Raw genomic sequence first — 25,739 nt, forward strand, 5'->3', positions numbered from 1 at the left:
TCAGGGGAGTGGTTGCAGCATCGCCAATTTCGATCCGGACTGCACCAGATATCCGCCCTCGGTTGCGTCGACCAACAGCTCGAAGCTCATCGACTCGTCGTCCGGAAACATCATCGACGTCGATGCAGTCCACTCGGTCCCACCGGTGGTCACGTCGACCGCGGAGAGATCTGTTCCGGCCGAGGTCAACACCAGATCGTTGTCGCGCCCGATGATGCTGCCGTTCAGCTCGGCCTGCCACAGGTGCTCGCCGTCTCGCAGGTCGATCGCGGTGGTGCCATTGGATGCCTGCAGCAACCCGACATGGCCGATGACATGCGTCAGGGTGGCGTACGTGCGGGGCTCGTTGAGTTCGTCGCCGGGAAAGTCGTACGACAGGGCGTCGTCGCGCCACAGTTCCTCGCCGGTGTTGCGGTCGAAGGCCGTTTCACCGAGAACGATCGGTATCGCCGTGTCGGTGGGCTCGTCCAGCGAAGGTTGTTGTACCACAGGGCTGTCCGATCGTGCGAGGACCGTGCCGTCCGAACGGAAGGCGGCGGACCCTTTCGATTCCGTACTCGTACCCTCACAATCTCTCAACGACGCAATGGCCAGGTCGCCTGCGGTGCGTCCCACGGCTCCGAGACAATCCTCTAGGCTGTCCGTCTTCCAGAGCTGCCGTCCGGTCGAGGCGTCGAACGTGGAGAAGTCGCCCCCGACGTCGAAGGTTCCGATGTCGTCATCCACCTTCAATGCGGTGGCGTAATCGTCCTCCCATCCGGCCCACGCATGCAGTGGAACCGTCCAGTCGGCGCTCGGATTCTCCAGCGTTCCGCGGTGCAACAGTACGTCGTCGTCCTCGAGGTTGCCCGACGTCGTGTAGATGCGGTCGTTCGCGACAGTGACGGCGAAAAGATCGAGATCAGTGGGGTAGTTTCGTGATTCGCCGGTCTCCGGATCGAAGGTGACGTAGCCCGGCGTCGCACCCCAGATCGGTTGATGGCACACGAGTCGGCCGCCGAGCGGCTGGTCGGCGCACGCGGCCAGGTCCGGAGCGGGCGTCTTCCACAGAACGCTGCCGTCCGCGGTGTCGATTCCGACCATGACTGCCTCGTCGTTGCCGGATTCCGAGGACACGACGGCCAGTGTGAGAGCGGTGTGATCGATCAGAATCGAGCCGGCCTGCCATGCGTACATCGAACCTGTCCTCGGAGAGGCGAAGGTGGCTCCCTCCAGTCCGATGTCCGCCGCATCGACGGACCACGCCAACCCCGGTGCGTCGTCCGAGGAGTCGGTGATCTTCTTGATGGTCGTCGATCGGTCCTGGGTCACAACGGCTATCGCGGCACCGACCGACAGTGTTGCGACGATCGTCGCAACGACCAGTGTGGTGTTCTGGTTCCATCGCATCATCGAAGGTCCAATCCTGCTGTGTTCGCCAGGTTCTCGAGCAGTGCCGGATCCTGCACCGGTTGTGTCGTAGACACCGTGATCTCGAGCCCCGACGGCGTGACGACGGAGACCGAGGAACCCGGCCCATATTCGTCCGGTGAGACGAGCTGGGGCTCCTCCGTTGTCGTCGAATCGGATTGGATGTCAGGCGTGGCCCGGACAACGCTGATCATGAGTTGCCCGGCAATGCTGTTCACCGTCTGACAAAGCCCCGAACCGAATTCACTGGTGTGCAACGCACCCAACGGTGGTGTCGGAGCGAGCGCCGCCGCGTCTGCCCGCCGGAGAGCGTCGTTGAGCATTCGAATCTCTTCGCGAGAGAACGACGGCGTCGGTGAGTCGTCCCAGCCGACACCCCAGCCTGCGTAGCAGTCGGCAGCATTGCCCGGTGTTCCGGCAGGGATGGGAGCAGTGATCCTGAGGGCAGGGTCGGCGGCTATTCGGACCAGTTCGTCGAGCGTCAGTTTCAACGTGGCCGGGTCGTCCCCGCCGGAGACCGAGGCAGAGACGAGGGATCCGTCCGGCGTGTACGCGGTGGCCGTCCGGGAGTAGGATCTCTGACCGTTGGTTTCGCGCCACGTGTCGTCGGTGTCCAGCACCGTTCCGTCCGAGAGACTGCGTCGCTCGTCCACTTGTCCTGCCACACACGGTGGTGGTGCGGCCGAGTCTGCCGGGCCGACACCGACACTGAGATAGTCGGACTCGCTACCCGAGGCCAGTGGGGTGGATGCGTGCGCCGAGTCGAGGACAAAATCCTCGGATTCGCTCGACGCGGGTATCGGGCCGAAGTACATGGACGTGGTCGACGAGATCGCGGAGGGAAGCGCTGCCATCAACGCGACGGACATGAGGTGCGCTCGGGGTCCGCTGTACCAGGGGGCCGCAGGATTGTCGTACGACTCGTCGCCCGTGGTCAAGAAGGCGAGGGATGAGGATTCGCTCGGAGGCTCGACGGTGTCGCACCCCGGAATGCTTGCCGACGCGTCGACCTCCGGGGTGACCACCACGTATTCCTGCTGCGGAGGCTCCGGAACGGGTGTCGCCGATGTCGTTGGTAACGAGGTCAATTCGGGCTCCTCGGCCGGAGCGGTCAGTCCCGCTGCGACTACACCGAGTGCCACTATCGATACGAGGACGAGTGTGTTCAGCAGCGCGGAACGATTGCGTTCGGTGGGCTGCGTGTCCCCGTTCATGACCCTCGCTTCGTTCGCCGCATTCGCGACGAATGTCGCGCAACATTCATACCATTCGTTTTGCTAATCGTGCCGGGTGTAGCAGCCAGATGACATCCTGGCAGCCCCCGATCACCTCGCCGGCGGGATCCGGCGTTCGATGACACACGGCCGGTCGATGCTCAGTGCGTACCGAGTCCGTCGAGGAGAAGTTCACCGACGAACGTCGCGTTGTCCTGTGGGCTGTTCTGTCGTCGGGTGAAGCATCGCATCAGCAGAGTGTTGGTGATTCCGGCAGCGAGATCCACTGGGCTCGAGCTCGTTCGGAAGACGCCGGTGTCCTGTCCTCGCGCGATGACCGGTGCAATGATCGCCGGCAGGTTGAGCTTCTCCTTGATCGAGATCAGCCCCTCCGGCTCGCCGTAGGTGTCGTGTGCGACGGCGACGAGGAGAGCGTCCATGAACTCGAGTTCGTCGGCGGCGAGTTGCGCGCACCGCAGCATGTGATTCCGCAGAATCGTGAGCTCGTCGAGGCCCAGCAACTGGTCGTCGGCCACCGACTCGCGAAGACGATCGACTCGACTCTGCAGTGCTGCAACGATGACGGACGGTTTGGTCGGAAACAGTGTCTTGCACGCCGCCCTCGGCACTCCCGCGATATCGGCGACGTCGTCCATTCGCGTCATGAAGTAGCCACGCTTTCCGAACTCGTCGCGCGCAGCGGTGACGATCGCAGCACGCGGATCGCGGGGCAGCGGCCGCTCCTCGCCCGAGACACCGACTTCCCCCACGACGTCATCGAGGTGCTGATGATGCCCCGACGTGTCGACGACGGCCCCGAGGAAGGCGAGCAGCGCATCGGACAACACATCGGCCGATACGGAAGCGGCGTCGACCTGACTGCGGATGCGAAAGCCGTCCACGACGGCATTGACCGTCACGGCGAACGATCGGGCCGTGAAGGGACGGCGAAAGGCTCCACCGTCGGGAGCGAACAGCACCTCGAATGCGTCGAGCACGGCGTCGTCACGCAGGCGGTACTCAGCGGCGAGTGCCGCGGAAGCGGGTCCGCGGAAAACATGGTCGAGAAGAGACGCGGTGGTGCTCTTCCGGTCGACGATTGCCGGGAAGTGGTCCGCGACGAGCGCCGACACCGATGCGCGAATCGACGCGCCGCTGTTCGTCATCTGCGCGCGAACGATGTCGTGGATGGCGACCGGTGGAGGAGTACGGGACAAATGTTCGACGACCGCGGCGAGGAAGTCGGATTTGGTCTTGAACTTGCGGAAGAACGTCGCCGTCGACGACTCGGTCTCGTGGACGACGTCCTCGATGCGCAGTCCGCGTTCGAGGATCTTGCGCGGATGTGCGATCAGCAATGACACACCCGCCTCGACGAAGTGGGCGGCGGTCGCGTCGAGCTCGGTCATAGAGCCGGACTTTACCCAGGTGGGGCCAAGATCGAGGTCGCGGGCGACAGTATTCACTCTCAGGTGAGAGCGACCTCGGTCATTCCTCGGAGTGACCCAGCGGAGCGGTTGCGGTGTCATTGGCCGTGTTCGCGCCACCGGGACAGCGGCGGTGCCCGACACCAAGGACCTCCATGACAGTGCTCGATATCCGCGTCGGCGACGCACCCGACCCCCGGCTCAGCGCTAGTGAAATCGAAGTACTCACCGCCTGGCTGATCTCGGATTCCAAAGCGGAGGCGTCGCGTTCGCTCTATCTGTCGACGGGAACCGTCAACACACATCTGACTCGCATCAGAGCGAAATACACGGCGGTGGGGCGAACTGCACCGACCAAGGCGACGTTGCTGGTGCGTGCGCTGCAGGACGGGTTCATCGACATCGACGATCTGTAAGCGGCTATTGCACCTCGACGCGTCTGGACTTGATCTTCTTCACCACGAACCAGGCGATCAGCGCGACGACTACGCCGATGACGACGTACTGGAACACCGAGGCGTAGTTCTCCACGTAATGCCAGTTCTCGCCGAGGAAGTAGCCGGCGAGTACGAAGATCGAGTTCCAGATCAGGCTGCCGAGAGTGGTGTACAGGGTGAATTGCAGAATCGGCATCCGGGACACGCCGGCCGGGATGGATATGCCCGAACGGACGACCGGGATCATGCGGCCGAAGAACACTGCCGACCGACCGTGACGGGTGAACCAGTCCTCTGCCTTGGTCAGATCCTCGGTGCCGACGAACGGCATCTTCTCGACGATGGCATACATCCGATCGCGGCCGAGCTTGATGCCGAGCCAGTACAGGACGAGTGCGCCGATCACCGAGCCTGCCGTCGTCCAGAACAACGCACTCAGCAGCGTCATGCCGCCCTGCGACGCGGTGAACCCGGCGAGAGGGAGGATGATCTCGCTGGGAAGGGGCGGGAAGAAGTTCTCCGCGGCGACGGCGATTCCGGCCCCAGGGCCGCCGATGGCCTCCATCAAACTCACTGCCCATCCGGCGATCCCTCCGAGGTCGCTGTCGGCTGCGGCAAGGGAGGAAAGGGCACTCATGGCAACGACTGTACGAAACCGACGCCAGGAAAATCTGCTCACCAGGACAAATGCCCGAGAATTGAGACATATGGAACACTCGACGGTGTGAACCGAGTCTCCCGAGTAGTCCCCGCTGTTGCCGTTGCCACACTCCTGCTGAGTGCCTGCGGGTCCTCGGATTCGGCCGAGCCGGCACCGAGCACCCCGAGCGGTTCCTCCTCGTCGGCGGCAACGCCATCGAGTTCGAGCACCGCAACGGTCTACGACCTGCCCGGTAGCGGAGTGTTCCCCGAGGGCATCACCGCCGCGGACGACACGTTCTACGTGACGTCGACGTCCGACGGAGCGGTGTTCCGCGGAACCGTCGGATCTCCCGATGTGTCGGTGTTCCTACCCGGCGGCGCGGACGGACGCACCGGTGCTGCGGGTATCGATGTGACCGATGACGACGATCGCGCCGACTACCTGGTGATCGCCGGTGGAGCCACCGGCAAGGTGTGGGTGTACGACGCCGAATCCGGTGACCTGGTGGCCACGTTCACCAACGGTCTCGGTGCAGACGCGACATTCCTCAACGACGTCGCCATTGCCGACAACGGCGATGCCTACGTCACGGACTCGCGCAGCCCGGCGTTGTACCGCATTCCCGCCGAACAGATGACCGCCGGAACGCAGGACGGACCGTTGGAAACGTTCGTGAGCTTCGACGGCACTCCGTTCGCGTACGGGGAGGGGTTCAACGCCAACGGCATCGTGGAGAACGACGACGAATCTGCGTTGATCGTCGTGCAGTCGAGCACCGGCAACCTGTATCGGATCGACAAGACTTCCAAGGAGGTCACACAGGTCGATCTCGGGGGAGCGACACTCATGAACGGCGACGGGATGGAGATGGACGACGACACGCTGTACGTCGTTCGCAATCGCGACGGTCTCATCGCGAAGGTGGATCTCGACGACGACGGAAGAACCGGCGCGGTCACCGGCGAGATCACCGACGCATCGTTCGCGTATCCGACAACCGTTGCAGCGATGGACGATCGGCTGTACGTGGTGAACAGTCAGTTCGACAAGCGTGGGGGAGAGCCCGTCGAGCCGTTCACCGTCAGCTCGGTTCCGGAGTAGAGCGGCTGCGCCGCACGTGCACGGAAACTCGTCGCCGAGTCCGAGTTTCCGTGCACAACGATCAGTCGGCGACGATGGCGTCGATCTGACCGAGTGCCAGGGCCATACCCTCGTCCATGCCCATCTCGACGAGTTCTTCGAGCTGGCTGAGGCTGTCGAATCGCGAACGTATGGTCATACGTGTTGTGCCACCGACGTCTTCGAGGGTCGCGGTGGCGTGGGTGACGGGCATCGTCGACAACGGATTGCCGGAGTCGTCGGCGAAACCGTCGTCGAAGGACAGTGTGGTCGGCGCGGAGATCTCGGTGAAAAGCCACCAGCCGGCGGCTTTTTCGCCCTCGGGTCCGGTCATGTAGTACGACGCTTTTCCGCCCGGAACGAAGTCGTGGCTCTCGAAGGTCGCGGGCCACGTCGGCGGTCCCCACCAGCGCTCGAGTTGTCGAGGGTCCTCCCAGATCTGCCACACCCGTTCGACTTTTGCGTCGAACTCGGCGACCATCGTCATGGTCAACGTCTCCGCATCCTTGTGGGAGCTGATGAACGGCATGGATTCAGCCTTTCTCGTCGTGGGAAAGTAGTTCGTCGATCCGGTCGACTCGACGTCGCCAGATCTCTTCGTATGCGTCGAGCAGTGCGCGGGCTCGTGCGATGGTGTCCAATCGAACTCGCACGATCTGCTCCCTGCCACGCTTGTGTTTCGTGATCACGTCGGCGCGTTCGAGAACGGCGACGTGCTTCTGCACAGCGGCAAAACTCATGGCGTAGTGAGCCGCCAATTCCGACACCGACTGTTCGCCGACAGTGACCCTCGCGACGATGTCACGCCGGGTCTTGTCGGCGAACGCCTGGAACAGGCGATCGACCTCGTCGTCACTCAACTCATCTACAACCATTTGGTTGTAGGTTATGCCCGCCTTTCTCTCGGGTCAAGGGGGTACGCCCGAACCTTCAGGCAACATGGAGTGCGGGACGGCGATCGACGCCGTGCGAGAGGGGAGGCGTTGTGCCGATTGGACCGGCCATGATCGGCGCATTGACGATGGTGCTGGGCGCACTCGTGGTGCTGGTTCTCGATATCCACACTGCATGGCATACGCCCTCCCATCTGCGCCGAACGATCAGCGAATACGGACTCGGCGCGCAGCAGTGGGTGTTCTCGATCGGCGTCGTACTGCTCGCATTCGGTTCTGCACTCACCCTCGCGTCCGCGATTCGACATCGTCTCACTCGGCCTGGTGCAGCCGCCTCGATCTTCCTCACGCTGTGGACCGTGGGGCTCATTGCCGTCGTCGCTGTGCCGAAGCAGGACTGGTCGAACGACGCCTCCCTGAGCCTCGGCGGGACGATCCACAGGTTGGGGGCTGCCGTGGCGTTCGTCAGCATCCCGGTCGCGGTGTTCGCGTTCTCGCGGCCCTGGCTTCGGGACACCGTGTGGGCAGTGCGCGCCCGCGTGACCATGGGACTCAGCGCGCTCTCCCTCGTGACTCTGATGCCCATCGCCTACGCGCTGGCAGTGGGAGCAACCGGCTCGCGGCCTTGGTACCGCGTAGTCACACTCGGCTACGTGGAGCGGGTGCTCGTCGTCGCCGAAGTGATCGCATTGATATCGCTGGCGCTGTGGGTGTGGGCGGCAGAACGAAGGAGCCTCACCTCGAAGGCGACTCGGGAGCTGCGAGCCTCTCAGCCTGTCTGAGGGAACCGATCGAGCACGCGTCGCGTCCAACCGTTCAGTGACGTCTGTGTCGAGAGGTTGAACAAATGCGGCTGGTGGGTGGGCGTCTGCTCGCGGTGGTCTGTGCGCCGGCGCTGGTGCTGACAGGGTGTGGGGGCCCGACGCAGGGCAGCCCGATCGCGAGTGGAGACGCCTCGACGAAATCGACGACGGTGGCGGCCGGTCCGGAGCCATTCGATCCATGCACCATTCCGAAATCTGCCGTGACGGCAAGTGGATTGGACGTGAGTACCGAGAGACCGGACTTTGCGGGAATCGGGACTTACCCCGGCTGGAAGAACTGCACGTGGGACGGGCCGTCTGGAAAACCTTGGTACTACTTGGCGGTTATGTCATCGAAGAACTCAATCGACGAGTACCTGAACAGCCCGCAAAACGACCGACAGGTTCCCGTACGCGTCGGTTCACGCGATGCCGTTCGATACCACGCTCCTTACCAGAGCGACTTGCCTGACGGGTGCGACATTGCGCTCGACGCAGGCGGCAACTTGATCATCTTCAAGCTCGACACAATCGGATCTGAAGAGACCGTGGGAGACCCGTGCAGGGAAGTCAGCAGACACGCAAGTGATCTCGAAGCGTTTCTACCGAAGTGAGTTGGTGATTCTGGTGACTGGCAATACGCAGGGCTTTACGGACAATCTCCTCTACTGGCAATCGGTGCGCGACCAGGCTGCTGCGGGTGAACTGCACGTCGAGACTGAAATTGCGCAGGAATGCGACAAAGTCTGCGCGGACTACCTTGTGGATCTGAGCAAGCAACTCGAGTTCACGCAGATGCTGTCATCTCCCGAAGCATTCGGCGACTTGCCTTCGGCCCAGATGCTCGGTGCCAAGTTCCATCGTCTCGCGGTCGGCGAAGAACGCTCCGCGCGCTTCGCGATCAAGCAGCAGATCGAGATCATCAAGACGATGCGGGAGTTCTTTCGACACTATTTCGCCAGTGTCGAGGCGACCGATACAGACACCGCGTCCGCGGTCGAAGCTCTGTCACCACCGCGATAGACGCGGATTCCCGACAACCCAGGTGCTGGGTCGTCGGGAATCGCAGATCGAATTGCTCTGTCAGCGAGCGAGTTCCACGTCCGCTTCCTCGTCGACGAAGGGGTCACCGTTTCGCGGAGCGTTGTAGCGCTCGAGGTCGAGAATTCCCTCACGCTTGGCGACGATGGTCGGCACCAATGCCTGACCGGTCACGTTGACTGCGGTGCGTCCCATGTCGACGATCGGTTCCACCGCAAGCAACAGACCGACGCCGGCCAACGGCAACCCGAGTGTCGACAGCGTGAGGGTGAGCATGACCGTCGCACCCGTTGTTCCTGCCGTTGCGGCGGAACCGATCACGGACACCACGATGATCAGCAGGTAATCGGTGATGGTGAGATCGATGCCGTAGAACTGAGCGACGAAGAGCGCTGCAATTGCGGGGTAGATTGCCGCGCAACCGTCCATCTTGGTCGTCGCCCCGAGAGGTACCGCGAACGACGCGTACTCGCGCGGAACTCCGAGGTTGCGTTCGGTGACGCGCTCGGTGAGTGGCAGGGTTCCGATCGACGAACGCGAGACGAAGCCCAGCTGGGTGGCCGGCCACACTCCCGAATAGAAGTTGCGCACCGAAAGGCCGTGCGCGCGAACGATCAACGGGTACACCACGAAGAACACCACGGCGAGGCCGACGTAGATCGACACGGTGAAGACTCCGAGTGAACCGATGGCATCCCAGCCGTAGGTCGCCACTGCGTTGCCGATGAGAGCGGCGGTGCCGATCGGTGCCAAGCGGATGATCCACCACAGCACCTTCTGCACGATGGCCAAAAGTGACGCGTTGAACTCGAGGAACGGCTCGGCCTTCTTGCCTACCTTGAGTGCAGCGATGCCGATGGCAGCAGAGATGACCAGCAACTGCAAGATGTTGAAGCTCAGCGATGTGGTTGCGGTGCCGCTGTCGGCGACCGTGGTCCTCGCACCGAGCGCGAGGAAGTTGTTCGGCACCAGCCCCGTGAGGAACGACCACCACGACCCGACGCTCGACGGATCGCCCGCCGAATCTGCGCCCGCGCTGGTACGCGAGCCGGGCTGCGCGACCAACCCGATCACGATGCCGATGATGACGGCGATGAATGCCGTGATGGCGAACCACCACAGCGTCTGGATCGCCAGACGGGCAGCATTGGTGACCTCGCGCAGGTTGGCGATGGAACTGACGATCGCCGTGAACACCAGCGGGATCACCGCGACGGTGAGAAGTTTGACGTAGCTCGAACCGATGGTCGACAGGGTGCCGACCAACCAGTTCTCGTTCCCGTCGGCGGCGTCGGGCATCGATCGGGCGATGAGTCCGAATACGACTCCGAGAATGAGTCCGGCAATGATCTGTGGACCGAATGCGGTTGCCCAGGTAGGGACACGGCGCGTTCGGGTAGCGCTGGGCGCAGACATGGATATGCCTTTCGAAAAGGAGAGGTATCGCCAGGGATGGGCGACAGAAGTGCTGTTCGGCCGATGGGCCGAACTTCAGGGGGTTGCGGTCTGGAGGACCGTCAACAGGTAGCGCTGGCTTGCAGACGCAAGTCGACATACCGTCGAGAGGTCAGCAGCGGATTCACTGATCGAACGGTACTCCGCCTCCGAACTGTGCAATCAAGCAGGGGCGGGCTCTGAGGGATCACTGTGGAATCGGTATGGGTGCGCTGCGGCGACCCTCGGTCGCCGTATTCGTGGGTTAGCTTGAGGTTTCCTGACGACGACGAAACGAGATCATGAGTACCGAATCGAAGCCCCGAGGATTGGGCCGGCGACTCGTCGGTGCCTTCTGCGCGGTCGTCGCGGCCCTGGTTGCCGTCGTTCTGGCATCGGCCGGTTGGGTGGCGTATGCGACGGCGGGGAAGGTCTACGACGTCGACGATGCGCCGGACGCGCCGGTGGCCATCGTCCTGGGTGCACAGGTGCGCGACGGCAAGCCGATGCGATTTCTGGCCGGACGGCTAGACACGGCGATTGCCTTGATGGCAGCGGGGAAGATCAAGGCAATCCTGGTCTCTGGTGACGCGGACGGCAACTCCGGCAACGAGATTCAAGCCATGACCGACTACCTGATCGAGCACGGAATCGACCCCAGTGTGATCATCGGAGACGATCACGGCATCGACACCTACGACACCTGCGCCCGCGCAAAGGAGACGTTCGGCGTCGAACGGGGACTGATCATCAGCCAACCCCTCCACGTGTCGCGAGCAGTAGCGTTGTGTGAGGACATGGACCTCGACATCGACGGAGTCACGGCCGAGTGCATCGACTGCAATACCCTTGCGGTGGTGCGTAACTACGCGCGAGAGTTGCTGGCGCGCCCCAAAGCGGTACTGGATCTGTGGTCGGGTCGCGACCCCGTGGTGGTGTCTCCGCCCGTCGATTCTCTTGCGAACATCACCGATCGATGAGTGTGCCCGACGGCGACATCACAGTCCCGACCGTGGTGCGAGACTTGGCGGGACCTGACGATATCGAGCCGGTGTGGTCGAATGAACTGGGCGGGTTGACTTTTCGTCTCGGCACAGGACGCTACGTCAAGTGGACGCCGGTCGCGGCCTCGATCGACTTGGAGGAGGAGAGGCGTCGTCTGCAGTGGGTGATTCGATACAGCCCGGTGCCCGAGGTCCTCGACACCGGTTCCGATGACTCGGGCTCCTGGATGGTGACCGGGGCCTTGCCGTGGGGGAACGCGGTAGCCGATCGGTGGAAGACCGACCCGGCTGTCGCAGTTCGAGGGGCGGCGACCGGCCTTCGGGCGTTTCATGATGCTGTCCCCGTCGCACAATGCCCGTTCGATTGGTCGGTGATCTCTCGCATCGGCGATCGCGACCTGCCGGTCGAACCGCCGCCGATCGATCGACTCGTCGTGTGCCACGGTGACGCTTGCATGCCCAACACCCTGATCACCGACGACGGATCCTGGGCAGCACACGTCGACATGGGCACCATGGGCGTCGCCGATCGATGGGCAGACCTGGCACCGGCAATCTGGAGCACCGAGTACAACTTCGGACGCGACTACTGCGCGGCCTTCTTGGACGCGTACGGCATCGACCTCGACAGTGAGCGCCTCGCTTACTACCTGTGGTTGTGGGAGTCCACGTGAGCAGCAGAATCGAACGGAGCCGCGCGCGGCTAGAGTGAGCGAGCCCGGTTCGACTACTCAGCGGACCCGTGTATTCAGGAGAAGTGGACGCTTGAGCTGGATTCGCTTGAACGACGTTGCCAAGGGATACGACCAGAAGGTGATGCTGCGCGAGGTGTTCTTTCGTCTCGCCGACGGTGATCGCATCGGGCTGATCGGGCGCAACGGAACGGGCAAGACCACCCTGCTGCAGCTTCTTCTCGGGCGTGAGACACCCGATTCCGGAACCGTCGACGTCACCGAGGGCGCACGAATCGGATACTTCTCTCAGTTCTCCGAACTGGACGGCGATCGCAGCATTCAAGCGGAGCTCGAATCGCTGTTCGGCGCTGTCCACGCGATCGAGACCGAATTGGCCGAGGTCGAGGCCGCATTGGGCGGTGACCTGGACGAGAAGCAGATGTACAAGCTCGTCGACCGCCAAGCCGAACTGCTCGACGCCATGGAGAACAGCGGCGGTTGGACCTACCACCAGCAGATCGACACGGTGCTGTCGATGCTCGGATTCAACGCCGAACGACGTGAGCTTCCTGTCGATCGACTGTCCGGTGGTTGGCGCAACCGCGCAGCGTTGGCCAAGATCCTCATCGAAGCGCCCGACGTTCTGCTACTCGACGAGCCGACGAACTTCCTCGATGTTGCCGGAATCGCGTGGCTCGAGCGCTGGCTGCGCGATTTCCGCGGCGCGCTTCTCGTTGTCTCGCACGACCGCGCATTCCTCGAGCAGGTCGTCACCAGCATCGTCGAAATCGAGAACCATCACCTGCAGACGTACGACGGTAGTTATTCGGAATACGTTCAGCAGAAACAGTTTCGACTCAAGAACCTCGAACGTGAGTTCAGCAACGAGCAACAGTTGCTGGCCTACGAGCAGGAGGCGATCAGCGATCGCAAGGAAGCGGTGAAGAACCCCAGCGGGGTGCTCAAGCGTCGGCTCGCGAACATCAAGAAGAGCAAGAGTCCGCGTCCGGTCGATACGGTGGTCACTGCGATCTACGGCGGACTGCACGTCCACGACAACCTGGCCGAGATCACGGGCATCTCCAAAAGCTATGGCGAGCAACGACTTTTCGAGAACATCTCGTTCACCGTCCATCGCGGCGACCGTATCGCCATCACCGGACCGAACGGATGCGGCAAGACGACCCTCGTCGACATCCTCGTCGGTGCCGAGCAACCGGACAGCGGCAAGATCAAATGGAAGACCAAAGCGCCCTCGTTCATCTACTACAACCAGGTGCTCGCCGATCTCGATCTCGATGACACGGTGTCGCACTCGGTGAACGCGATGCCGGGTAGTCTCGCTCTGACGGCGACGAAGAAGGAAGTCCACCGCTTTCTCACGTTGCTGCAGTTCTCCGAGATGGACCTCAAATCGAAGATCGGCGTTCTGTCCGGTGGCCAGAAGGCGCGAGTGGCTCTGGCTCAGTGCCTACTGTTCGGCGCAGGGGTCATTGTTCTCGACGAGCCCACCAACCACCTCGACCTGCAGAGCACCCAGGTTCTCGAACGTGCCCTGATGGCGTTTCCGGGCGCGGTGATCCTGGTGAGCCACGACAGATTCTTCGTCGAAAAAGTAGCGTTCCGGCAGCTGTCGTTCGACGGCAAGGGCGGCGTCACCGAAATCGCGGGCGTGCAGATGGCGTAACGGTGTTGGCTACCCGTTGATCTTCGACGCGGACGTGCCCCACTCGGCGTCGCGCAGCTCCTTTTTTCTGATCTTGCCGGTCGATGTCTTCGGCAGGTCGACGATGAATTCGACGTTGCGCGGGGCTTTGTACGAGGCGATGGCAGATTTCACGTGTGCCACGAGCTCGGCCTCGGAGGCGTCCGCGCCCGGCGCCAGCACCACGAATGCCTTCGGTCGCTCTCCCCACTTGTCGTCGGGTACCCCGATCACTGCGACGTCGGCGACGGCGGGGTGGCTGGCAAGTGCCTGTTCCACCTCGATCGTCGAAATGTTCTCGCCGCCGGATATGACGACATCCTTGGCTCGATCGAGTAACTGAACATAGCCGTCCGGATGCATCACCCCGAGGTCGCCGGAATGGAACCAGCCGCCGGCGAAAGCCTTTGTCGTGCCGGCGGTGTCGTTGTAGTACCCCTTCATGACGTTGTTGCCGCGCATGACGATCTCACCCATCTCCACGCCGTCGGGTTCCACGTCGATGAGCGTTCCGCCGACACCAGCTTTGTCGCGTACTACACGCAAACGGTCGGCCGTGAGCATGCCGACTCCCTGCCGAGCCAAGCGTCGAGCCTGCTCGTCGCCGTCCAGTTCGAGCCATTCCTGCTTCGCCTCGCACACTGAGTACGGACCGTAGGTCTCGGTGAGTCCATAGACGTGCACGAGCGTTGCGCCCAACGCACGAATCTTGCCGATGATCGTCGGGCTCGGGGGAGCACCGGCCGTGACGATGGTCAGGGGGCGATCCAGCGAATGTGCCTGCGCTGCAGTGGCAAGAGTGGTCAGCACGGTCGGCGCACCGGCAAGGTGATCGACGCCGTTGTCGATGGCGGACCAGATCGCATCGCCGCGGACGCCGCGAAGACAGACGTGCGTGCCCGACGCGGCAGTGACCGCCCACGTTGTGCACCATCCGTTGCAGTGGAACATCGGCAGTGTCCACAAGTAACGGGTGTCGATGTCGAACCCCTGGTGGTGCAGTTCTCCCAGCGAATTGAGGTAGGCGCCGCGGTGGGTGTACATCACGCCCTTGGGCCGACCGGTGGTGCCCGAGGTGTAGTTGATCGTGATCGTCGAGGTCTCGTCGTCGACCTCCCACTCCAGCGAATCGTCCGAGCCTCGCTCCAGGAAAGCGTCGTAACGAGTGGTGTGCGGCAGCTTCGCGTACGTGCCGTCGACGGCGGGTGTTTCGACGATCTCACGGACCGAGTCGGCGATCGGATCCGTTCCGAGTCCGGTCAGCAGCTCCGAATCACCTACCAGCAGAACCGAACCGGAGTGATCGCAGATATAGCGAACCTCGTCCGGTGAGAGTCGTGTGTTGATCGCGACCAGAACGGCACCGGCCAGCGGTACCGCATAGTGCGCGAACAGTAGCTCCGCCGAGTTCGATGCGATGTACGCCACCCGATCTCCATGGCCGACACCCGACGCGCGCAGTGCGTGCGCGAGCCGAGTGACAGTGGCGGCGAACTCCTCGTAGGTGAATGTCCTCGGCCCGTCCACCACGGCGGTCTTGTGGGGGTGGACCTCCGTTGCGCGTTCGAGAAAGCGCAGGGGCGTCAAGGGAGTATCGAGACCGGTCATGGCAGTCAATGTAGCGCGCACTACGAGGCCAGATCGGATTTGTCGATACGTTCGCGCCCACCGGTAAGGTCGGCGCGTTCGGCGGCAGCGCGGCCGGCATACGATCCCGCCGCATTGTTGCTGCTGAACCTGATCGTTTTCGTCGCCGGGTACCGGGCGGCGTACACACGATTCACGGCATCGGATCGCTTCGCCAGGATGGGCACCAGTGCAGAACCGTGTTGCTGTGTTGCCGCCGCCGTGGCTCGCTTGCGTGCGTCCTGGAGTCGTTCGCCGACTCGATGGGCGTATGCGATCAAGAATGCGTTGCGGAAGCTGCGTGTGCGCGTAGTCGGAGATCCGGCGACCTCGTCGAGTGCACGTGCCGACTGGACCAGCAGCGAGGTGTACAGCAGCTCGCACAGATCGAGATCGACGGGCATGCCGATGACGCTGGCGAGCAAGTACTTCTTCTTCCATAGCGTCCTGGTGCCATTTGCATGACATACGCAGTGCAGCAGAAGCAGTTTGGCTTTCGAGTACGGATTGCTCACCATGATGCGACGGGTGACGACATCGTCGATCAGGCTGCGATGGTTCCCCGCGTCGAGAAGCGCACTGTCGATCGCGTAGCGGGTCATCAAATCCTGGGCCTTGGCCGATAATGCCTCGGCCTCAGCGGGGAATTGCGTCGACTCGGCTTTGGCCAGCAGCCCTCGTATTCTGCCGAGCATCTTCGAGTCCGTGGCTTGTCCGGGGCCGCTCGCAGCCGACTGTGAGGTCCATCGAGCCGGAGGGGGCAGGAGCTTCTCGAGGGGCAACAGCCACGTCGCGCAACCGAGTACGAGCAACAGCGTGTACCAGGACTGCGCCGACGATCGTCGGTTGTACGACCGCCACCGCCGAAGGCGCTCGGCCGTCGTGCCCCCTGCGTACTCGATGTGCAGCTCGGACAATTGATCACGCCAGGAACCCGGAGCGAGGCGCTCCGCCGAGCTTCGCGCCGCGTGTGCGCCGATAGCCTCGACCATGACCACTGTGGCGTCGCCTCCGGCGCACTGGCGGGTTACGTGCACCAGTTCGGCCGGCTGCCAACCATTCTCGAAAGCAGCGTCGAGAGCCTCGTCGAGTGTTCGCGCTGCGCGGTCGTGCACCGGACGACTCTGTTGCTCGCCCACAGCGGCCAAGCGTTCTGCAACCAGCCGGACCCTGTCTCTCCCGGCTGATCCGAGTTGGGCGAAACCGATTCCGCTGGCGAGCAATTCGCTCGGGTCGGCATCCTCCCAGGCGTTCGTCGCGCGCGTGTACTTGAAAAAACTGTCCAGATCGATACGACTCATCGTCGTCCCCTCCACGTCCCCCGGTGTGGTCCCCGAACTGTTCGGTGAGACGCAGAGTAAGGGAGGGGTCCGACAAACTATTCGAACGTGTCAGCGAGGAGCGAGCATCTGCAGTAGTTCCTCGACGGACGGCAGTCCGGGTATCACGGGAAGGTTCGGAACAGTAGCGGCGGCGGGCGGTGCCGTCAATTCGATGCCGCCGAGGCCCGCCATGACGTCGTCGGTATTGGATCGGGTCGGTCCGTATGTATTGGATGCAATGACGAAGTCATCGCCGATCGACGCGGACGCCACCACACTCGATCGGTCGTCGGCCCATCCCCACTTGGTTCCGGTCACGCCGGGCAATTGCTCGGTGCCCCAGTCCTGAACCATTCCGTCGCGTGCCACAGGAGCCGCGGTGTTCATCCATGCGAGGACGGGGCTGGCGGGATCGGTGCGCTTCTTCGCCGCCAGGAATCGCACCGTGTCGGCTGTGCTCGTGGACGAGTTGCCCCAGAAACCGCCCCGCGAGGTAGAGGTGAGTCCGAATTCCGCGGCGGTTGCCGAGATCGCCTGTGGGTACTTGTTGTCGAGCGTCGAAGCGGCACCGTCGTCGCTGACTTGGACCATCCTGGCTGCCAGGTCGAGGTCTCTGGGCGAACCGTCGCCGAAGCGGACGACGTAGTCGGCCATGTAGAGCTTGACCGTGGACAGTCCCGGGCGCGCCGAGTTGTCCTCCGCGCTGCCCACGTAGGTCCCCGTCGGGATGTGTTCGTACGAGATCGAGGTTCGGGCCGGGACATTTGCGAGGTCACCGGGCGTCGGCAGAGCCTGGGCCGGTACTGCGCACACCAACGCCACGGCAATACCGACAATTGGGACAGCAGTCCTGGTAAAGATGCGTCGCAGGGCCGTCATCTCGTACTCCTCGAGGTGTTGGCCCGCCGCGAATCGGTGGCCGATGCCTTGGGTTACCCCGATGGTCGACGCTTCAACCTCGACACTGCTTCCCTGGTTCTGCGGCCTTCGTCACCCGGATGAATGTGGCTTTGCAGTTGGAGTGACGGAAAGGCGCATTGATCCCAACCGAGGTGAGCAATCAGGAGCGGCGCAGAGCAAGCAGCCTGTCTTTCGAGCGTCGTAGCGTGCCCCGGTTCGCCCCGGTCGGCCAGGTGTCGGGCAGCTCGATCGGATCCGGCAGGCGACCGGCGTTGAAGTCGTCGACCAAATGGCCGACGGTTTCCTGAGCGCAGGATTTGTTGGTGCCGATGAATCCCGAGGGACCCCGCTTGATCCACCCGGTGACGTAGCTGCCGACTGCAGTCTGCCCGCCGGATTCCTCCAGCACACGGCCGCCGGTGTTGGGAATGATGCCCGCCCGGTCGTCGAACGGAACTCCGGGAAGCGCGACACCGCGGTAGCCGATGGAGGTGAGGACGAGTCCGGCCTCGATGCTCTCCACGTCGCCGGTCGAAGTGCTGCGAACCACGTCGTCGCCGTCCGCGGAGAGGCCCATTCGGTCGAACTCGATTCCCGTCACGCGGTCGGTGCCCAGGATTCTGGTGGGAGAGAGAAGGTAGCGCAGAGTGATTCGCTTGCGGCCGTCGCTGTGCTCGGGGGATTCGTCGACGTGGCGAAGCAGTTGCAGCTTCTGTGCCACGGCGTGGGGTAGGTCGTCGGTCGCGGCGAGTCGGACGGTGACGGGATCGAGTGCGAGTTCGCTGCGATCGATGGCCAGGTCGATATCGGGGACGGTCAACAATCCGGCGAACTCGGGCACCGTGAAGGCGGACTGAGCCACTCCGCGTCTGCCGACGACGACAACTTCACGAACTGCGCTGTGGCGCAGGGCGTCCAAGGCATACGGTGCGATGTCGGTCTGGGCGAGCGCATCCGGATTCATCGTCAGAATGCGCGCGACGTCGAGTGCAACGTTGCCATTACCGATGACGACGGCACGTTCGTGCGAAAGGTCGAAGGTGCGGTGCGCGTGATCGGGGTGGCCGTTATACCAGGCGACGAAGTCGGTCGCCGAACTGCGCCCGGGCAATTCGGCTCCTGGAATGCGGAGCTCGCGATCCGATGATGCCCCGACGGCGTAGATCACGGCATGGTGGGTGTCCATCAACTCGTCGTGGGTGACGTCCTTGCCGACCTCCACGCCGAGGTGGTAGGTGAATCCCTCTTGCGCGGAGATGGTTTCGAACAACCGGGACACCTGACGTGTCTTCTGATGATCGGGTGCGACGCCGAGTCGGGCGAGGCCGTGAGGCCGCGGAAGTCGATCGTAGACATCGACGCGAACGCCGGGTTGGGTGAGCAGCTCGTCCGCTGCGTACATGGCCGACGGTCCCGATCCGACGATTGCGACTCGTAGCGGCTGACGATCCCTCGATACCGAGGCTGCAGGTGTGACCGGTGCCAGGATGGGCCGCGGCGGGCGCTCCTGCTTGTAGAAATCTGCATTGATCGTCAGGAACGGCAGTTGTGCCTCGGTCAGTTTCGCCTGCGGCACAATGGCGTCGACCGGGCAGGCCGAGACACATGCGCCACAATCGACACACGATTGCGGGTCGATGTGCAACATTTCTGCCGTCAGGAAGTCCGGCTCGTCTGGAGTGGGATGAATGCAGTTGACGGGACACGCGTAGACGCATGACGCGTCGCTGCAACATGACTGGGTGACGACGTGGGGCATGAGGGGTTCCTGACGGCAGGGGCAAGAATGGCTGAGCGGCGAGAGGGCTATGCGGCGAACTGGCTCGAGCTGCGGTCGGGTTCGCTACGGAAACGCGACGCTTTGCCGTCGATTCCGCACAGCTTCCACACCAGGCGAGCAGCGCGGTTCATCATGCCGGTGTCGGTGGCCAGCATGCGCACATCTCCGAAGTAGTCCTGGAGCGCGTGCTGTGATTCCTCGGTGCCCCAGAACAGGTCCTTCTTCACCTGCTTGGGAATGTCGAACTTGGTCCAGAACTTCTTCGGCGGAATGACGATGACGTCGCACAGGATGCGCATCGTGACCGGGAAGGCCAGCGAGAGCAGGAACCGCCCGGCCTTGGACATCTTGGGAACGCGACGTCGCAGCAACTGGTGCGCGAACGAGATGTGTCGTGCCTCCTCGGCGACGTGAATTGCCATGACGCTCTGCATGATCGGATGGATGTCTTCACCGGACCGCAGGACCGACTTCTGAATGTGGTCGATGGGTTCCTCGCCTGCGAGAACGCCGACGAAGAACAGTTCGGGCAGCAGCGTGGCGAACAGGGGAATGAACGGCGAGAGCATCTTCATGGGCCGACTCATGCCGGGGGCGTCGGAATCGACGCGGTTGACCATCTCCTGGAACATCAGGGTGTGGTTGCACTCTTCGATGGATTCGTGAGTGCAGTAGCGTGCCTCGGCCGAGCCGTTGGGCAGCGAGAACACGTACTGCATCATGCCGCGGATCAGGATGTTCTCGAACTGAAGACCGACCTTGGCGACGTTGGCCTGGCGCCACATGCCGATCTCGATCTGCTTCTCGAGCGGTAGTGCGCGGTACCAGTCGTGGCCGCCGATCGGGTCCGTCTTGGCGGGGAGTACCCAGCGGGGATCGTTCGCAGGTACCGCGAACTTCTCGGACTCCCAGTCGATGTCGACGTACGGATCGAAGTGCTTGTGCACAGAACCCTCGGACAGCAAAGTGAGTGTCTCGTTGTACTGCTGTTCGTCCGTGGTGTCGGTATCGACCGAAACGGACGTGGTGCCTGTCGTCAGTGTCATGGCTTCTCCAAACGAGGTGCGAACATAGGGTTAATGTAACCCCAGTTAACACGAAAGGGAAGCGCGTAGAAGAAATCCTGTTGGGTCGCCGCCTACTGTTCGTCCGAACGCTCGTCGGAGATCTCTGCCACCTCGTCGGTCTCGAACAGCTGCAACTGGATCGCCGACGGATCGACCACCGGCGTGACCTGCTCGGGCGTGCTGCGCAGTACCTCGCGCAGAGCGGTAACCGCGCGGCCCCACTTGCCGGCTTCTCGGTCTGCCTCGTCGACATCGCAGTGCTCGTCACCGAGGTCTGCAGCGACCGCGATACCCCGCCACGACGCCTCCTGCTCGGCGCTGATGCGCAGGTAGGAGACGACGACATCGCGATCGGAGGAGCAACGACCGAGGACGGTGTCGAGGTCGAGGGATTCGTCGGACCGGTCGAGAAGCTCGACCAGTTCGAGCAGCCCGTCCGGAAAGTCGTCCGCGTCGATCGACGGCGGAGTCGGTTCCCCGAGTGCGCCGCCGAAATCCTCGGCGAACTTCTCGTCGACCTGCTCCCACACGTGGCTGAGCATCCGCACCGCCCACAGCAGGTGATCGGCAACGAAGGGGGACCCGCTCACTCGCACCTGCGCGACGATGCAGTCCTGCACCAGGTGCAGCATCACGTCGGGGAGTTGAAGATTGAGATCGACCAGCAACTCGGCTGCGCGGGTTCGTCCGGATACGGCGTGCACCAGCGTCGAATTGATCTCGACCACAGGTTCGGTGGGCTTGACCGACACGTACGCGGTACCGCCCGCGAACCGCAGGGGGATGTCGCCGTCGGGGTCGTGATCCGGCGGGAAGCCGAACCATGGCTCGAGGGCGCGGTCGACGAGTTGCTGTAGGTGCTCCTTGCCCTTCGGTTGCACGCACAGTGGGACGACGGCCGTGTCGGTCTCGGCGGTGGTGGCGTCGAAACTCGGGACGTCGTAGCGACCGGTGGCGCGTGAGCCCAGGAAGGACGGGTGGGGCAGACCCCAGATGTCGCGAAACACCGCGACGGTCTTCTTCGCCAGATCATCGGACCACGAGCGATTTCGGTCGACGTGTGGTGCCGTGGGCTCCGAATCGACCGACGTGCGAAATCCGATATGGCTGAGCGCATCTCGCTGCTCGACGGTGATGGCACGGCTACTGTGCAGATGCTCGTTCGCGGGAATTTCGCAGCGGACCATATCCAGATCCCAGGCATAGAACTGCACACAGGCGGCGGTGTCGGGCACGCCGTCGGTGGTGTCGTAACGCGACTCGATCACCAGCGCATCGCCGTCGCGCATCGCGCTGACGTAATCGCCGAGCTTGCGCTGGAAGTGCATCCAGGCAGCATCGACGTCGAAGTCGAACTCGAGTGAATCGCTCATGTCGGCTCCTTACCCAGATCGCGTCGACGTAACGCGCAGTCGGTGACGCTAGCGGCGACCACCGACAGGGTCTCGGCGCTCGCGTGGGCTGTCACGACGATGCCGAATCCTCGACCGAGCCGTAGAGCGGGTCGTCCTGCGACTCCTCGTCGATCACACCGAACGGCTGCGCCTCGGCCACACCGTCCAGCACTGCCGGACGCAACGCGTGCGGAACGGCGAGTACTTCCTCGATCCTGACGAGGATGCCCTGCTCGATGAGGGATCGAACGCGGTGGTCGATCAGCTGTGCCGTACGCAGATCCTCACCTTCGAGCTCGGCGTAGTCCTCGCCCTCGTTGTTGATCGGCAGCTCGTCGGTCATGGCAGCCAGCAGCGTCTGCACCGCGAACGTGTTGGCCAGCGACCGTGACACGTCGGGGTCGTCGGCGTCTCCCGACAGCTGCACGCGAACGTGTTCGGCAACCAGCTCGTGCACGGTCTCGGCTCCACGGCCGGCCAGCGAATGGGCGTTGTCTCCCGGACGGGCGGTGTCTCCGTCGATGCGAATCAATTCGGTGGCGATGGCCGTCGACCAGTAATCGACCGCGGCACCCACATCGAGTCGGGCGGGATCGACCAGGGCCGAGCCGACGGCCTCCTGCAGGTCGGCGTTGTCGGCCACCGCCAATCCATCGGCCACACGCGCGACGATGTCATCGAGGGCGGGCAGCAGGGGAAGCGCCGAGATCGCGGCGAGTTCCTGGGCCAGGGAAACGTCTGGCAGGTCGATGTCGTCGGCATCGAGCATGTCGGGCTCGTCGCCCTCGAGGAAGTCCGAGAGGTCTTCCATGCAGTGCGCGTAGTCCTCGGGGCTGCCGTCCCAGAGATCGGTCTCGTCGAGGAATGTCAGGTATTGCAGCGAGGTGAGAACGAGATTGACCGCGGTGTCCTCCGCAGTGTCGGACTCTTCCTGCAGGATCCGTTCGGCCGCATCCACCAGCAGGTGCGCGTCTGCGGGAAGCCAGGCGCTGGGCGAGAATCCCTGACGCGCCCCGGCCAGTTGGGTCAGTGTCGACGACACGAGCCGAGAGATGGCCTCCGACTGTTCCGACATCTCGCTCTCGTCGAGCCATTCGACGAAACCGTCGATCAGGTCGGCGATGCGTTCGGTGGCGGCACCGGTCGGGGCCGGTCGGGATTGCTGGTGACGCCGTTGCCGGGCCTTGGTCTTTTCTGCGCGTTTCTGTCCGCGGTTGGCAGGCCGCTTCGATCCCATGACTCCCAGCTTATCTGTTGGCATGTCCGGTTTCGTCGATCCGTGCCCTCAGCGAAGAAGGAACGATCCCGCAGCCGCGGGAAGAGCTGGATCCGCGGCACGGCGATACAGCTCTGCGGGGCGGCCGCCACCTGCGGTCGAGGTTGCGCCCGTCCCTTGCAACGAGCCGATGACGTGGCGTCGGAAAGTGTCTTTCGGCAGCGGGCGATCGAACACGATCTCGTACAGCTCACGGAGTTCGAGAAGGGTGAATCGAGCGTCCGTCAACAGCGCGGGATCGACCTCACGCGCGTAGCGATGACGGAGGTCGAGCACCGCCTCGGTCACCATGTCGCCGTGATCGAAGGCCAGCGACGAGACCGGTTCCGAGCCGTCGATCGGCATCGATTCTGTTGTGGGAGCAAGTGATCGAGCCGATATCGCTGCGCTGTGCGCCATCGACAGTACCCATCCGCGGTCGTCGCGATCAGGACCGTCGAACATCCTCAGCTGATGGAAGGAGAGATCGATCAGGCCTGCCTTTGTCCTCAACGCGCGGTCGGCCGCGTCGGCGAGAGTCTCCGACGGCCGCAGGAAAGTGCCCGGTAACGCGAGGCCGCGGTCCGACCGAACGACGACGACGTGCAGTCGCCGTTCGCGGATGGTCAGTACTGCGACGTCGACGGCCACCGAGGGGCGCGGATAGTCGGTCAGAGCCTTGCCGTCTTTGTCTCGCCACGTCATGCCTTGCATCTTAGCGCCGATGTGATCTATGTTTAGCGCAATATCAATCTAAGGGGTAGAGATGCGGTTGACCGACATTCAGCACGATCGGGCGCGAGGGGTTCTGCTCGGAACCGCGGTGGGCGATGCGTTGGGCGCAGGATACGAATTCGGGTATCCCACGTCCGAGGAGACCATCGCCATGATCGGCGGCGGATCATTCGACTGGGCTCCGGGCGAATGGACCGACGACACCTCGATGGCGCTTTGCATCGCGCGCGCACTCGAGCAGGGCGGCGACGTCGACGAGATCGCCGGGTACTTTCGCGACTGGTTCGACCAGAACCCTCCGGACGTGGGGAACCAGACTCGGCTGGTGCTGTCGCAGCCGACACTCGACGGTGCCGATATGACTGCGGTGGCAGCGTCGTTGGCCGGTAGAACCGGCGGCAACGGATCACTCATGCGAACGGCACCGGTTGCCCTGGCCTACCTCGACGACCCGGCCGGTTGTCGAGATGCTGCGGCGCGGATCAGTGCCCTCACCCACTCCGATCCCCGTGCCGGTCAAGCGTGTCAATTGTGGAGTCACGCAATTCGATACGCGATTGTGAACTCCACCTACGACGGCGTGACCGAGTTCGTGAACGAGGCCGAAGCCGACGTCCGCGAGTTCTGGAAGCCCCTGCTTCGTCAGGCACAGGAGGGGCAGCCGTCCGACTTCCCAAACAACGGCTGGGTGGTCCACGCTCTGCAAACGGCGTGGTGGGCAATCCACCGATCTGCCGACGCGGAGCAGCCCCTGCCCGCCGCTCTGGAACTGTGCGTCCGCGCCGGCGGCGACACCGACACCACGGCGGCCATAGCCGGAGGACTCCTCGGAGCGAGTTGGGGCGCATCGGCGGTGCCGAGCGAATGGCGCGACATCGTCCACGGCTACCCGGGATTGCGCGCCGACGACCTCGACCGAATCACCTCGAACATCATTGCAGCGAAGGAGCTTTCATGACAGTCATCGACGTCGTCCAGGGCGACATCACGGACGTGGCGGCAGACGCGATCGTCAACGCGGCCAACACGCGATTGCTCGGCGGCGGGGGAGTGGACGGTGCCATCCATCGAGCCGGTGGACCCGAGATCCTCGCAGAATGCAAGGCGCTGCGGGCCACCACCCTGCCCCACGGCCTCGACATCGGGGCAGCCGTCGCCACCACTGCGGGCCGACTTCGAGCCGGCTGTGTCATCCACACCGTCGGCCCGCGCTACTCCCCGCACGAGGACAGATCGGAGCTGCTGCGACTGTGCTACGCCCGGAGTCTGGCGCTGGCAGCGTCGATGAACATGAAGTCCATCGCATTTCCACTGGTTTCCGGCGGCTCCTATGGGTGGCCGATGCAGGATGCAGTCACCCAACAAGTCCTGGCAGTCAAAGCTGCCCGGCCGTCGGTCGACCTCGTCATGCTGGTCGCCTACTCCCACGAAGCCGCAGACCTGACGCGGCGGTTGGTGGGTTGACTGTCGAGGACCGCCCGATCAGTAGAGCTCGCGAAAGCCGCCGATGGCAGTGATGGAATTGCCGTCGGGATCGGAGATCGTCGACAGTCTGACTCCTTTGTTCGCGTCGACGATGGTGCCGAAGTCGATGCCGCGGGAACGAGCGGCATCGACGAACACCTCGATGTCTCCGACGGCAACGTTGAACAACGACGAGCCTGCCCGCTCGGGATCGACGGTCACCTGCAGCCACGCAGCCGAAGCAAGCCGCCACTCCACCAGGCTCGGCATCGGATTGTTGTCGGGGCGGCGGTCGAACAGCTGCTCGTACCACTGTCGTGCCGAATCGATATCGCGCACCGCCACCACGGCAAGCACATGTTCGATCATTGCGTTCTCCTCACAATCGTTCG

The 25,739-nt window shown here is 63.4% G+C and carries 26 protein-coding genes; 10 read left to right on the plus strand and 16 right to left on the minus strand.

What is annotated here, in order from left to right; all coding sequences use genetic code 11:
* From CH306_RS17080 to CH306_RS17090, 3 genes are all read right to left on the minus strand, one after another.
* A complete protein-coding gene (locus tag CH306_RS17080) occupies window positions 1-1,392 on the minus strand; it encodes an outer membrane protein assembly factor BamB family protein (protein WP_094647291.1) in 1,392 nt (463 codons plus the stop codon).
* A complete protein-coding gene (locus CH306_RS17085; protein WP_094647293.1) occupies window positions 1,389-2,624 on the minus strand; it encodes a hypothetical protein in 1,236 nt (411 codons plus the stop codon). The genes CH306_RS17080 and CH306_RS17085 overlap by 4 nt, the downstream gene beginning before the upstream one ends.
* Before the next feature lie 161 nt (window positions 2,625-2,785).
* On the minus strand, window positions 2,786-4,033 hold the full coding sequence (locus CH306_RS17090; protein ID WP_094630718.1) for a TetR family transcriptional regulator C-terminal domain-containing protein: 1,248 nt from the start codon (window positions 4,031-4,033) through the stop codon (window positions 2,786-2,788).
* Between the two features lie 173 nt (window positions 4,034-4,206).
* Between CH306_RS17090 and CH306_RS17095 the strand changes: the two genes are divergently transcribed.
* Complete coding sequence (locus CH306_RS17095) at window positions 4,207-4,467, plus strand: helix-turn-helix transcriptional regulator (RefSeq protein ID WP_094647295.1); 261 nt, start codon at window positions 4,207-4,209, stop codon at window positions 4,465-4,467.
* A gap of 4 nt (window positions 4,468-4,471) precedes the next feature.
* On the opposite strand, the gene CH306_RS17100 is transcribed toward CH306_RS17095, so the two are convergent.
* Window positions 4,472-5,125 (minus strand): DedA family protein, encoded by a 654-nt coding sequence (locus CH306_RS17100; protein ID WP_094647297.1) that lies wholly within the window; start codon window positions 5,123-5,125, stop codon window positions 4,472-4,474.
* An 87-nt stretch (window positions 5,126-5,212) separates the two neighbouring features.
* Here CH306_RS17100 and CH306_RS17105 point away from each other — a divergent pair, with 87 nt between their 5' ends.
* Window positions 5,213-6,232: an SMP-30/gluconolactonase/LRE family protein gene (locus CH306_RS17105; RefSeq protein ID WP_094647299.1), complete on the plus strand. Its 1,020-nt coding sequence runs from the start codon at window positions 5,213-5,215 to the stop codon at window positions 6,230-6,232.
* Window positions 6,233-6,293: 61 nt separating this feature from the next.
* Here the strand turns inward: CH306_RS17105 and CH306_RS17110 are convergent, their stop codons facing one another.
* Window positions 6,294-6,779, minus strand: a complete 486-nt coding sequence (locus tag CH306_RS17110) for an SRPBCC family protein (RefSeq protein WP_094647301.1) — start codon at window positions 6,777-6,779, stop codon at window positions 6,294-6,296.
* 4 nt (window positions 6,780-6,783) lie between these two features.
* Window positions 6,784-7,125, minus strand: a complete 342-nt coding sequence (locus tag CH306_RS17115; RefSeq protein ID WP_032395060.1) for an ArsR/SmtB family transcription factor — start codon at window positions 7,123-7,125, stop codon at window positions 6,784-6,786.
* A 110-nt stretch (window positions 7,126-7,235) separates the two neighbouring features.
* Between CH306_RS17115 and CH306_RS17120 the strand changes: the two genes are divergently transcribed.
* From CH306_RS17120 to CH306_RS17130, 3 genes are all read left to right on the plus strand, one after another.
* Window positions 7,236-7,925 (plus strand): DUF998 domain-containing protein, encoded by a 690-nt coding sequence (locus CH306_RS17120; protein WP_256981192.1) that lies wholly within the window; start codon window positions 7,236-7,238, stop codon window positions 7,923-7,925.
* Between the two features lie 65 nt (window positions 7,926-7,990).
* Window positions 7,991-8,560 (plus strand): DUF3558 domain-containing protein, encoded by a 570-nt coding sequence (locus CH306_RS17125; RefSeq protein WP_094647303.1) that lies wholly within the window; start codon window positions 7,991-7,993, stop codon window positions 8,558-8,560.
* On the plus strand, window positions 8,532-8,969 hold the full coding sequence (locus CH306_RS17130) for a hypothetical protein (RefSeq protein WP_179272869.1): 438 nt from the start codon (window positions 8,532-8,534) through the stop codon (window positions 8,967-8,969). Before CH306_RS17125 ends, CH306_RS17130 begins: the two co-directional genes overlap by 29 nt.
* 60 nt (window positions 8,970-9,029) lie before the next feature.
* Here CH306_RS17130 and CH306_RS17135 read toward each other — a convergent pair whose 3' ends face one another.
* Window positions 9,030-10,403 (minus strand): dicarboxylate/amino acid:cation symporter, encoded by a 1,374-nt coding sequence (locus CH306_RS17135; protein WP_094647305.1) that lies wholly within the window; start codon window positions 10,401-10,403, stop codon window positions 9,030-9,032.
* Between the two features lie 320 nt (window positions 10,404-10,723).
* On the opposite strand from CH306_RS17135, the gene CH306_RS17140 reads away from it, so the two are divergent.
* The 3 genes from CH306_RS17140 to CH306_RS17150 all read left to right on the plus strand — a co-directional run bounded on the left by CH306_RS17140 (window position 10,724) and on the right by CH306_RS17150 (window position 13,786).
* Window positions 10,724-11,401, plus strand: a complete 678-nt coding sequence (locus CH306_RS17140) for a SanA/YdcF family protein (RefSeq protein WP_094647307.1) — start codon at window positions 10,724-10,726, stop codon at window positions 11,399-11,401.
* Window positions 11,398-12,099, plus strand: coding sequence for an aminoglycoside 3'-phosphotransferase (locus CH306_RS17145; RefSeq protein WP_094647308.1), 702 nt, complete (start codon window positions 11,398-11,400; stop codon window positions 12,097-12,099). The genes CH306_RS17140 and CH306_RS17145 overlap by 4 nt, the downstream gene beginning before the upstream one ends.
* A gap of 91 nt (window positions 12,100-12,190) precedes the next feature.
* Window positions 12,191-13,786: an ABC-F family ATP-binding cassette domain-containing protein gene (locus CH306_RS17150; protein WP_179272878.1), complete on the plus strand. Its 1,596-nt coding sequence runs from the start codon at window positions 12,191-12,193 to the stop codon at window positions 13,784-13,786.
* A 9-nt stretch (window positions 13,787-13,795) separates the two neighbouring features.
* On the opposite strand, the gene CH306_RS17155 is transcribed toward CH306_RS17150, so the two are convergent.
* The 8 genes from CH306_RS17155 to CH306_RS17190 all read right to left on the minus strand — a co-directional run bounded on the left by CH306_RS17155 (window position 13,796) and on the right by CH306_RS17190 (window position 23,853).
* Window positions 13,796-15,412 carry an AMP-binding protein gene (locus tag CH306_RS17155; RefSeq protein WP_094647310.1) on the minus strand — a complete coding sequence of 539 codons (1,617 nt, stop codon included), beginning with the start codon at window positions 15,410-15,412 and terminating at the stop codon, window positions 13,796-13,798.
* Window positions 15,413-15,432: 20 nt separating this feature from the next.
* Window positions 15,433-16,731 carry a DUF2786 domain-containing protein gene (locus CH306_RS17160; RefSeq protein WP_143545388.1) on the minus strand — a complete coding sequence of 433 codons (1,299 nt, stop codon included), beginning with the start codon at window positions 16,729-16,731 and terminating at the stop codon, window positions 15,433-15,435.
* A gap of 90 nt (window positions 16,732-16,821) precedes the next feature.
* Window positions 16,822-17,631 (minus strand): hypothetical protein, encoded by an 810-nt coding sequence (locus CH306_RS17165; protein ID WP_094647314.1) that lies wholly within the window; start codon window positions 17,629-17,631, stop codon window positions 16,822-16,824.
* Between the two features lie 181 nt (window positions 17,632-17,812).
* The gene (locus CH306_RS17170; protein ID WP_094647316.1) at window positions 17,813-19,411 is read right to left on the minus strand and encodes an FAD-dependent oxidoreductase; all 1,599 of its coding nucleotides are present in this window, start codon (window positions 19,409-19,411) and stop codon (window positions 17,813-17,815) included.
* Between the two features lie 47 nt (window positions 19,412-19,458).
* Window positions 19,459-20,478: an AurF N-oxygenase family protein gene (locus CH306_RS17175; protein WP_094630705.1), complete on the minus strand. Its 1,020-nt coding sequence runs from the start codon at window positions 20,476-20,478 to the stop codon at window positions 19,459-19,461.
* Between the two features lie 92 nt (window positions 20,479-20,570).
* The gene (locus tag CH306_RS17180; RefSeq protein ID WP_094647318.1) at window positions 20,571-21,872 is read right to left on the minus strand and encodes a T3SS (YopN, CesT) and YbjN peptide-binding chaperone 1; all 1,302 of its coding nucleotides are present in this window, start codon (window positions 21,870-21,872) and stop codon (window positions 20,571-20,573) included.
* Window positions 21,873-21,963: 91 nt separating this feature from the next.
* Window positions 21,964-23,130, minus strand: a complete 1,167-nt coding sequence (locus tag CH306_RS17185) for a hypothetical protein (RefSeq protein ID WP_094647320.1) — start codon at window positions 23,128-23,130, stop codon at window positions 21,964-21,966.
* Window positions 23,131-23,178: 48 nt separating this feature from the next.
* On the minus strand, window positions 23,179-23,853 hold the full coding sequence (locus tag CH306_RS17190; RefSeq protein WP_094647322.1) for an NUDIX hydrolase: 675 nt from the start codon (window positions 23,851-23,853) through the stop codon (window positions 23,179-23,181).
* Window positions 23,854-23,914: 61 nt separating this feature from the next.
* On the opposite strand from CH306_RS17190, the gene CH306_RS17195 reads away from it, so the two are divergent.
* Window positions 23,915-24,841, plus strand: a complete 927-nt coding sequence (locus CH306_RS17195; RefSeq protein WP_094647324.1) for an ADP-ribosylglycohydrolase family protein — start codon at window positions 23,915-23,917, stop codon at window positions 24,839-24,841.
* Window positions 24,838-25,347, plus strand: coding sequence for an O-acetyl-ADP-ribose deacetylase (locus CH306_RS17200; RefSeq protein WP_094647325.1), 510 nt, complete (start codon window positions 24,838-24,840; stop codon window positions 25,345-25,347). Before CH306_RS17195 ends, CH306_RS17200 begins: the two co-directional genes overlap by 4 nt.
* 18 nt (window positions 25,348-25,365) lie before the next feature.
* Here CH306_RS17200 and CH306_RS17205 read toward each other — a convergent pair whose 3' ends face one another.
* On the minus strand, window positions 25,366-25,716 hold the full coding sequence (locus CH306_RS17205) for a VOC family protein (RefSeq protein WP_094647327.1): 351 nt from the start codon (window positions 25,714-25,716) through the stop codon (window positions 25,366-25,368).
* Window positions 25,717-25,739: the final 23 nt, after the last annotated feature.

The organism is Rhodococcus sp. 15-725-2-2b, from assembly GCF_002259075.1.
Lineage (GTDB): Bacteria > Actinomycetota > Actinomycetes > Mycobacteriales > Mycobacteriaceae > Rhodococcoides.